Annotated in this window: 1 protein-coding gene and 1 pseudogene; both read right to left on the bottom strand. The window is 43.4% G+C overall.

What is annotated here, in order from left to right; genetic code table 11:
• Nucleotides 1–585 (bottom strand): annotated as a pseudogene (gene tgnA / locus VXQ92_RS18820) (flavin-dependent trigonelline monooxygenase reductase component); the annotation flags it as partial.
• Between the two features lie 30 nt (nt 586–615).
• Nucleotides 616–1,258, bottom strand: a 643-nt coding sequence (locus tag VXQ92_RS18815) for an alpha/beta fold hydrolase (protein ID WP_416682824.1), incomplete at its 5' end; no start/stop codon positions are given.

Below are 1,258 nucleotides of genomic sequence, written 5' to 3'. Positions count from 1 at the left end.
TTTATGATCAGCAGTTTCGTCGAGTAAAATTGTATTTTCATGTCCAATAATGGCACTCATCACCACTTTAGGGCCAGAGATCACCTCGGCAGAAAGTTTCGCTGGTGTGAAGTATCCACCACGATAATAACCAAGTCCTGCAAAACCTGTCGAAGCGAAGTCTTCAACTTTACCAATTAAAATGGCATGGTCACCTGCATCGACAACTTGGTAGGTTGTACAGTCAAACCATGCACTGACATGATCGATCAGCGGGTTCTGGCAAGCGCTTTTTGACCATGAAATATTTGCAAAACGATCTTCGCTTGGACGAGCAAAGGTATTTGAAACATCCTTTTGCTCTTCTGCCAAAATATTGATTGCAAAATGTGTGGCATTTGCAAAGTTATGATAATTGCTTGATGTCTTGGCAATACTCACTAGAAGTAAAGCTGGGTCCAAAGACACCGAAGCAAAAGAGTTCGCTGTAAAGCCAAGTGGCGTTCCATCTTCTTTACAGGTTGTGACCACCGTAACGCCTGTCATAAATGACCCGAAGGCATCACGTAGTTCACGCATTTTATTGATAGTATCCATTTCACTCATTGTTATATTCCTTCAGCAATGTGTGGCAAATTAAACGCTGGTTTCCAACCACGCTTGCATTGCATTATTCACTTTGTCAGGTGCAGTTAAGTTCACCATGTGACGTTCATTTTCAATGACAATTGCAGTGCCATGCTTTGCCTGTTTTGCCATCTGTAATGCCATTTCTGCAGTTGAATTCGGATCATCCGTTCCGGTCAACACCAAAGCAGGACAAGTGATCTTTGACCAGTCATCTGCATAGGTTTCATCGCCTTGTGCAAACGCAGAATACGCAGTGGTATAACCAGATAAGTCGACATTTTCGAGCCAAGTTTTCACTTTGGCAGCTGCTATACGCTCGACTTCACTTTCACCAAACCAGCGTTGTAGCGGAGTTTCAACATCAATACGGCCTGTTTTTAACTCTTCAGCTCTTTGGATGACTGCATGACGCGCCTGTGGTGTCCGTTTATACACACCATTGAGTACAGCCATCCGTTTGACTAAATCAGGACGGGTAACACTGACGCCTGTCGTAATTAGCGAGCCCATTGAATGCCCTGCTAAATTTACCGGGCCTAAATTTAAGGCTGTAATAAATTCGATGGTCCATTCAACAAAATCTTGTAATTTGGCTTCTGCCGGTAATTTGGTGCTTTGACCATGTCCCGGCATATCTACTGAAATCACA

The organism is Acinetobacter sp. 228 (assembly GCF_048147885.1).
Note: the sequence above shows the minus strand (reverse complement) of the source record. Positions and strands in the feature narration are given on the sequence as shown.